This is a genomic window from Streptosporangium sp. NPDC003464 (assembly GCF_053588315.1).
Window position 1 is genome coordinate 1 of record NZ_JBSFPS010000365.1, and the last position, 7866, is coordinate 7866.

The window sequence follows — 7866 nt, forward strand, 5'->3', positions numbered from 1 at the left end:
CGCCCATGAGCACCGCGGTCTCGGCGGTCACGTGCAGGCAGGCGGCGATCCGCAGCCCGTCGAGGGGCCGCTCGGCCGCGAAACGCTCCCCGATGGCGGTCAGCACGGGCATCGACCGCGCCGCCCATCCGATCCGCCGCTCGCCCGCGGCCACCAGCGCGCTGTCCACGTTTCTCCCCAGATTGCCCGAAGGCCCCCGCAGCGCTGCGGGGGCCCGGTGGAACGGTCGATCAGTAGCGGTAGTGGTCGGCCTTGTAGGGGCCCTCGATGTCCACGCCGATGTATTCCGCCTGCGCCTTGGTGAGCTTGGTGAGCTTCACGCCGAGGGCGTCGAGGTGGAGGCGGGCGACCTTCTCGTCCAGGTGCTTGGGCAGCACGTAGACGCCGACCGGGTACTGCTCGGTCTTGGTGAACAGCTCGATCTGGGCGATCACCTGGTTGGTGAAGGAGTTGGACATGACGAACGAGGGGTGGCCGGTGGCGCAGCCCAGGTTCATCAGGCGGCCCTCGGCGAGCACCAGGATCTGGCGGCCGTCGGGGAAGGTCCAGGTGTGGACCTGCGGCTTGATCTCGGTCTTGACGATGCCCGGGATCTTGGCCAGGCCGGCCATGTCGATCTCGTTGTCGAAGTGGCCGATGTTGGACACGATGGCGTTGTGCTTCATCTTCGCCATGTGAGCGGCGGTGATGATGTCGAAGTTGCCGGTCGTGGTGACGAAGATGTCGGCGATGCCGACGACGTCGTCCAGCGTGGTGACCTGGAAGCCGTCCATGGCGGCCTGGAGCGCGCAGATCGGGTCGATCTCGGTGACGATGACGCGGGCGCCCTGGCCCCGGAGGGCGTCGGCACAGCCCTTGCCGACGTCGCCGTAGCCGGCCACGACCGCGACCTTGCCGCCGATCAGCACGTCGGTGGCGCGGTTGAGGCCGTCGATGACCGAGTGGCGGCAGCCGTACTTGTTGTCGAACTTCGACTTGGTCACCGAGTCGTTGACGTTGATCGCCGGGAAGAGCAGCGAGCCCGCCTTGAACATCTCGTAGAGGCGGTGGACGCCGGTGGTGGTCTCCTCGGTGACGCCCTTGATGCGCGAGGCGATCTCGGTCCACTTGTTCTCGGCGGTGACCGTACGGCGGAGCAGATCAAGGATGATCTTCCACTCCTCCGGGTCGTCCTCGCCGGCGCTGGGGACGGCACCGGCCTTCTCGTACTCGGCGCCCTTGTGCACGAGCAGGGTGGCGTCGCCACCGTCGTCGAGGATCATGTTGGGGCCGTCACCGCCGGGCCATACCAGCGCCTGCTCGGTGCACCACCAGTATTCCTCCAGGGTCTCGCCCTTCCAGGCGAAGACCGGGACGCCCTTGGGGTCGTCGACGGTGCCCTCCGGGCCGACGACGACGGCGGCGGCCGCGTGGTCCTGGGTGGAGAAGATGTTGCAGCTCACCCAGCGGACCTCGGCGCCGAGCGCGACCAGCGTCTCGATGAGCACGGCGGTCTGGATGGTCATGTGCAGCGAGCCCATGATCTTCGCACCGGCCAGCGGCTGGGCCTCGGCGTACTCCTTGCGGATGGCCATCAGCCCCGGCATCTCGTGCTCGGCGAGCTGGATCTCCTTGCGGCCGAAAGCCGCAAGGGAAAGGTCGGCGACCTTGAAGTCCATGTGTTACCCCTCTGGTAGATGGTCGCGCTTCTGGTTGATGGTCGCGCTCGCCTCGTGGCCCTCGCCGGTCTCGCGACCCTGCTTCGCTCTCGGACCCGGCTCGCCGCTCCACCGGAAAAGTCGACGATGCGAGTTTAGGCGGCCCGGATGCCTCCGCGCACCTTCCAGACGGCTAACCTGACACAAGAATGTAAGACTCTGCGGAAAGGCCCGAGAATGCGGATCACCGAGGCCGCCCGGCGGCTGGGGATGTCCCCCCGCATGCTCCGTTACCGCGAGGCGCTCGGCCTGCTCCCTCCCGTCAGGAGCCAGGGGGCGCACCGGCGCTTCGGCCCCGAGGAGCTGTCGGCCGTCGCCCAGGGCGTGGAGCTGGAGAAACGGTTCGACATCTCCCCCTCCGAGCTGGCCTTCGCCCTCCGGGTGCTGAGCGAGCCCACCGTGGCCCAGGCCGTACGCGACCTGGGCCTGCGGATCGGCCGCCTGCAGGCCCCGCGCCGGGCGCTGGACTTCGAGAAGGAGAAGGCGCTGCGCCTGCTCCAAGGCCGCCCCTAGGCGGATCACCGACGGCCACGCCTCTCGGGGAGACCTCCGGCGGGCGGGCCACACCCCCGGACGTGGGTCACCGACGGCCCCGGCCCCTCGGGGAGACCTCCAGCGGGCGGGCCGCACCCCCGGACGCGGAAGGGCCCCGGCGCCGCACGGCGCCGGGGCCCTCAGGGGCGCTGTGGCTCAGACCGAACCGTTGACCTTGGACCTGTCGAGGTCCGGCTCAAGGTAGATGACGCGGGCCTCCGGCACGGCGGCGCGGATGCGCTGCTCTGCCTGGTCGATCCCGCGGGCCACCTCGGCGGCCGTGTCGTCGTGGTCCACCGCGATCTTGGCGGCGACCAGGATCTCCTCCGGTCCCAGGTGGAGCGTGCGCATGTGGATGACCCGGGCGACCTCGGGCGTGCCCTCCAGGGCGGCGCAGATCTTCCTCTCGACCTCCGGGCCCGCACCCTCGCCGATCAGCAGCGACTTGGTCTCGATCGCGAGGATGACCGCGATGATGGCCAGCAGGACGCCGATCGCCATCGTGCCGACGCCGTCCCAGACGCCGTCACCGGTGATCACGGCCATCGTCACGCCGAGCAGCGCGAGGACCAGGCCGACCAGCGCGCCGAGGTCCTCCAGCACGATGACCGGCAGCTCCGGCGACTTGGACCGGCGGATGAACTGCATCCAGGTCTGGCTGCCGCGGATCGGGTTGGACTCCTTGATCGCGGTGCGGAAGGAGAACGACTCGGCGATGATCGCGAAGATCAGCACACCGAACGCCACGACGGGCGTCTCCACCGGATGCGGATCGCTGATCTTGTGCCAGCCCTCGTAGAGGGAGAACAGCGCGCCGATCGTGAACAGCACCACCGCCACGACGAAGGCGTAGAAGTATCGCTCCCGGCCGTAGCCGAAGGGATGCTCCGCCGTCCGCTTCCGCGCCGCCCGCTTCCCGCCGACCAGCAGCAACACCTGGTTGCCCGAGTCGGCGAGGGAGTGGATCGACTCAGCGAGCATCGACGATGAGGTCGTGACCAGGAAGGCGACGAACTTGGCCGCCGCGATCGCAAGGTTGGCGGACAGTGCCGCAATGATCGCCTTAGTACCGCCGCCCGCGCTCACGGCAGCCTCCGCTCATTGATTCCGAAAAAGACGGACGGAATCCTAATGGGAAATCCGCGCCTTCAGCTCTGTGATGGCCGACACAGGGGTCGGGTCGATCCCGTACCCCAGCGCGAGGTACGTACTCGCGTAGTCACCCAATTCAATCAGCGCCGCGAGCCGTTCCAGCGGGTGCAGCCCCTCGGCGGCGAGCTGGGTGACCGGCACGCCCCGGTCCTCGGCCATCCGGACCGACACCTCGCGCCGCCGCGCCACCTGCGGATGCTCCTCCACGTCGCGCAGCACGAACAGCCGCAGCGACCGTCCGCCGTCGTCGGCGAAGATGTCGCGGGTGGCCAGCGGACCGTCGAAGGCCACCACCTGGTTGTGGTTCACCTCGGGGATCTCACCCCAGACGGCCGGATATTTGCCGTTCTCGTTGAGCTGGCAGGCCCACCGGTAGGCGGCGACCGCGGCCAGCGGGGAGGATCCCCAGATCATCGGCACGGTCTCGGCCAGCTCCATGGCCAGCGTCTTGCCCGGGTTGATGAACGACTCGCTCGCCGGGCGGCACCGGTGGGCGATGTCCTCCAGGCGCTTGGCCGTGCCCTCGAACACCTCCTCGTCCGCCTGGAGCAGGCCGAGCTCGGCGGCGGCGACGATCAGCGGGATCGACAGGGCCCAGACGGCGGCGCGCGGCTGCCCTCCGGTGCTGACGGGCACGAACGGCGCGCCCGCCTGCCTGGCGATCGCCTGCAGCGGCGAGTCGGGCGCGCCCAGCGCCAGCAGGCGGCAGCCGCGGCGGACGGCCTCCGCCGCCACCGCGAGCGTCTCCTCGGTCCGGCCCGAGCACGACACCGCGATCACCAGGTCGGTCGCGCCGACCCAGCCGGGCAGGCGGTAGGACCGCACGGTCATGATCGGCAGCGGGGCGCCGTGACCGCACACCGCGTTGAGGACGTCACCGGCGATGCCCGAACCGCCCATGCCTGCGACCACGATGCTCCTGGGCCGGCCGTCCGCGCGCAGCGGCGAGAGGTCCGCCTCGCGCGCCGTCCGGTGGGCGGTGCGGACCTGCGCCGCCGATGCCGCCACCGCGCGCAGCATGCCCGACGGATCGCCCTCGGTCAGCAGCGTCTGATCGTCGAGCCGATCGGGCTCCCAGTTCACGACTTCCGCGCCTCGTCGACCAGCAGCACCGGGATGTCGTCCCGGACGGGATAGACCAGGCCGCAGCTGGCGGAGGTGCACGACAGCTCGTCCACCTCGGGCTCGGCGCGCAGCGGGGACTTGCAGTTGGGACAGGCCAGGATCTCAAGCAGCCAGTCGTCGATCTTCACTCGTTCAGCTCCTCACGACAGCGAGAACTTCGTCCCTGATCGCTGCCATCTGAATCTCGTCGGCCGCCTCGGCGTTCAGCCTGAGCAGCGGTTCGGTGTTGGACGGACGAAGATTGAACCACCATCCGGGGCCGGACACGGTCAGGCCGTCCAGCTCGTCGAAGGTGACGCCGTCACGGCCGGCGAACGTCTCGCGGACCCGTGCCGCCGCCTCCGCCTGGTCGGCGACCGTGCTGTTGATCTCTCCGGAGGCCGTGTAGCGGGCGTAGTCCGTGAGGATCTCCGACAGCGGCCGGTCCTGCCCGCCCAGCGCGGCCAGCACGTGCAGTGCGGCCAGCATGCCGGAGTCGGCGGACCAGAAGTCCTTGAAGTAGTAGTGCGCGGAGTGCTCGCCGCCGAAGACCGCGCCGGTCCTGGCCATCTCGGCCTTGATGAAGGAGTGTCCGACCCGGGTGCGGACCGGCTCGCCGCCGTGCTCGGCGATGATCTCCGGGACGCCCCGCGAGGTGATCAGGTTATGGATGATCTTGGCGCCGGGGTGCTTGGCCAGCTCGCGCACCGCGACCAGCGCGGTGATGGCGGAGGGGGAGACCGACTCGCCGCGCTCGTCGACGACCCAGCAGCGGTCGGCGTCGCCGTCGAAGGCCAGGCCGATGTCGGCGCCGGCGTCGATCACGGCCTTCTGCAGGTCGCGCAGGTTCTCCGGCTCGATCGGGTTGGCCTCGTGGTTGGGGAAGGTGCCGTCCAGCTCGAAGTAGAGCCCGGTCAGCTCCAGCGGGAGCCCCTCGAACACCACCGGGACGGTGTGGCCGCCCATGCCGTTGCCCGCGTCGACCACGACCTTCAGCGGCCGGATGCCGGACAGGTCCACCAGCGTGCGCAGGTGGTCGGCGTAGCCCCGCAGCAGGTCGCGCCCGGTCACGGTGCCGCCGCCGGCGCCGCCCACCCCGGACCTCAGCAGCTCGGCCGCCCGGTCGCGGATCTCCGCCAGGCCGCTGTCGCCGCCGATCGGGACGGCGCCGGCCCGGCACATCTTCATGCCGTTGTATCGGGCCGGGTTGTGGCTGGCGGTGAACATCACGCCGGGCAGGGCGAGGCTGCCGCTGGCGTAGTAGAGCAGGTCGGTGGAGGCCAGCCCGGCGTGGACGACGTCGGCCCCCCGGGAGGTGGCCCCGCGGGCGAAGGCCGCGGCCAGCGGTCCGGACGAGGCGCGCATGTCGTGTGCCACCACGGCGGTCCCGGCGCCGGTCACCTCTACGAAGGCGGCGCCGACCGCCTCCGCGGCCTCCTCGTCGAACTCGTCCGGCACGACGCCTCGAACGTCGTACGCCTTGAAGATCTTGGCGAGGTCGCCCACTCCAGCTCCGCCCTTTTACGTCGTGTCTGCTGACCCCAGCCTAGTCGGGTCAGCGGTCGCGCTGGGGCTGAGCGGAACGGAGCACCCTCAGATGGCCGCGGCGCCCGACCTCGACCCCCTGGCCGACGGGCTCGGTGCCGCCTGTCGGCGCGGGCCTGGCGGCCTCGCGGACCGCGTTGGCGAGGGCTTCGAGGTCGTCCGTGCTCGGCGGTGCGCCGTCGGTGGGGAGGCGGACGACCTCCCAGCCGCGGGGCGCGGTCAACCGCTCGGCATGCTCGGCGCACAGGTCATAACAGTGCGGCTCGGCGTACGTCGCCAAGGGCCCGAGAACGGCGGTCGAATCGGCGTAGACGTACGTGAGCGTGAATACGGCAGGCTGACTGCACGCGGTGCGGGAACAGCGGCGGACGGGGCTCACGGTGGGACCGTATCCGGTAAGCGTCCGAGGCGCCACTATCTGAGCGCTCTTAACGAGCGTGTCGCCACAATTCGGACACGTGTCCCACCTTCCACCCGCCTGTACGGCTTAGGCCCCCTGTCACAACCTCTTCCCTGCCTTCCGCCGGGCGCGTCTAAGCTTGGCCCGTGAGCTCGGCACCCCGTGGACCCCGCCCTCCCCGCAGACGCGACCGGCACGGCCGCGGCATGCGCGGCCCGCTGGCCCCCTCCCACGTGCCGATCGCCAAGTCACGCGGCGAGCGCTTCGACGACTTCGTCCTGGACGCGGTGGACCGGCTCAAGCCCCGCTGGAGCAAGCAGCTGGCGGCGGTGGAGTTCGCGGTCGAGGAGGTGCCGCCGATCAGCCAGCTCGGCGACGGGCCCGGCCTGCTCTCCGGCGAGCCGATCCCGTTCGGCCGGGCCGAGCCCGCCGTGGGCAAGCGCCCGGCCGTCGTGATCATCTACCGGCGTCCCCTGGAGGCCCGGGCCCGCGACCGCGACCAGCTCGGCGCGCTGGTGCACGACACCGTGGTGGAGCAGGTCGCCGGGCTCCTGGGCCTGTCCCCCGAGACGGTCGACCCCGGCTACGACGAGCGCGACTGAGCGGGACGGCGCGGGCGGAGCGCCGGCGCCTCAGGGCAGCACGGCCGCCACGGACTCGGTGATCGGCGGGACCAGCGCCCACATGCGGGCCGCCGCCAGCGGCTGCGCGGTCAGCAGCAGGCCGCCCTTGACGCTCTCGTCCATCACCCGCCCGCCGTAGACCGGGCCGGAGCCCGGCAGCGGCAGCACGACCACCGCGAAGGCGCCGTCCACCTTGGGCAGCTTGACCTCCTTGGTGCGCGCGGCGGCGATGTCCACCTCGAACGGCTCCGGCGCCTCGCCCTTGCCCGGCAGCACCTGGACCCGCACCTTGCCGGCCGCGTCCGGCGCGGTCAGCAGCAGCCGGGAGCTCTTCTTCTTGCCCGTGCGGTTGTCGGCGACCACGCTGCCCAGGTCGATCGGGGCGGCCCCGGCGGTGAAGGCCACATCGCCCTTCGCGCCGGTGCCGGTGACGGCCAGCCCGGCCACGATCGGCGTGTCCGAGGTGAGCAGGAGCGCCGAGGGCTGCCCGCTGGCGGCGGCGGACAGGTCTAGGGTGGCGACGGAACCGGCGGGGACCTCGACGAGCTCGCGGTCCTTGAGGGCGTAGGTCCCGTCGGGGGTGAGCGCCTTGACCTCGACCAGGGTGTCGGACTCGGCGATGGAGGCGACGTACAGCTCGCGCTTCCCCCCGCCGCCGGGGATGCCCGGCACCACGACGCGGGTGGCCGGGGCGGCCGAGACCGGCAGCCAGTCGACGCCCCGGCCGCCGTGCATGATCGCCCGCGCCGCGGCGGCGACCCGGCCGGAGCTGGTGCGCACCTCAAGGGCCATGACGAGCGGTGAGGGGGCC

10 protein-coding genes are annotated in these 7866 nt (G+C 71.2%); 2 read left to right on the plus strand and 8 right to left on the minus strand.

The annotated features are described in order from the left end of the window. Both ACWDS7_RS44255 and ahcY read right to left on the minus strand, forming a co-directional pair. The coding region (locus tag ACWDS7_RS44255) for an adenosylhomocysteinase (protein ID WP_451934188.1) at nucleotides 1-169 on the minus strand (169 nt) is incomplete at its 3' end. A gap of 61 nt (nucleotides 170-230) precedes the next feature. Then, nucleotides 231-1658 (minus strand): adenosylhomocysteinase, encoded by a 1428-nt coding sequence (gene ahcY / locus ACWDS7_RS44260; RefSeq protein ID WP_306859055.1) that lies wholly within the window; start codon nucleotides 1656-1658, stop codon nucleotides 231-233. A gap of 216 nt (nucleotides 1659-1874) precedes the next feature. On the opposite strand from ahcY, the gene ACWDS7_RS44265 reads away from it, so the two are divergent. After that, the gene (locus ACWDS7_RS44265; RefSeq protein WP_306859057.1) at nucleotides 1875-2210 is read left to right on the plus strand and encodes a MerR family transcriptional regulator; all 336 of its coding nucleotides are present in this window, start codon (nucleotides 1875-1877) and stop codon (nucleotides 2208-2210) included. Between the two features lie 177 nt (nucleotides 2211-2387). Here ACWDS7_RS44265 and ACWDS7_RS44270 read toward each other — a convergent pair whose 3' ends face one another. From ACWDS7_RS44270 to ACWDS7_RS44290, 5 genes are read right to left on the minus strand one after another with little or no spacing between them, the layout of a single operon-like run. Continuing rightward, on the minus strand, nucleotides 2388-3317 hold the full coding sequence (locus tag ACWDS7_RS44270) for a cation diffusion facilitator family transporter (RefSeq protein WP_451934184.1): 930 nt from the start codon (nucleotides 3315-3317) through the stop codon (nucleotides 2388-2390). 42 nt (nucleotides 3318-3359) lie between these two features. Beyond that, on the minus strand, nucleotides 3360-4466 hold the full coding sequence (locus ACWDS7_RS44275; RefSeq protein ID WP_451934185.1) for a bifunctional phosphoglucose/phosphomannose isomerase: 1107 nt from the start codon (nucleotides 4464-4466) through the stop codon (nucleotides 3360-3362). Then, on the minus strand, nucleotides 4463-4636 hold the full coding sequence (locus ACWDS7_RS44280; protein WP_012888128.1) for a Trm112 family protein: 174 nt from the start codon (nucleotides 4634-4636) through the stop codon (nucleotides 4463-4465). The genes ACWDS7_RS44275 and ACWDS7_RS44280 overlap by 4 nt, the downstream gene beginning before the upstream one ends. 4 nt (nucleotides 4637-4640) lie before the next feature. Further along, complete coding sequence (locus ACWDS7_RS44285; protein WP_451934186.1) at nucleotides 4641-5993, minus strand: phosphomannomutase/phosphoglucomutase; 1353 nt, start codon at nucleotides 5991-5993, stop codon at nucleotides 4641-4643. Nucleotides 5994-6042: 49 nt separating this feature from the next. Next, the gene (locus ACWDS7_RS44290) at nucleotides 6043-6411 is read right to left on the minus strand and encodes a DUF3499 domain-containing protein (RefSeq protein ID WP_043651503.1); all 369 of its coding nucleotides are present in this window, start codon (nucleotides 6409-6411) and stop codon (nucleotides 6043-6045) included. Between the two features lie 167 nt (nucleotides 6412-6578). On the opposite strand from ACWDS7_RS44290, the gene ACWDS7_RS44295 reads away from it, so the two are divergent. Next, on the plus strand, nucleotides 6579-7034 hold the full coding sequence (locus tag ACWDS7_RS44295) for a metallopeptidase family protein (RefSeq protein WP_306859069.1): 456 nt from the start codon (nucleotides 6579-6581) through the stop codon (nucleotides 7032-7034). A gap of 30 nt (nucleotides 7035-7064) precedes the next feature. On the opposite strand, the gene ACWDS7_RS44300 is transcribed toward ACWDS7_RS44295, so the two are convergent. Continuing rightward, the coding region (locus ACWDS7_RS44300) for a DUF5719 family protein (RefSeq protein ID WP_451934187.1) at nucleotides 7065-7866 on the minus strand (802 nt) is incomplete at its 5' end.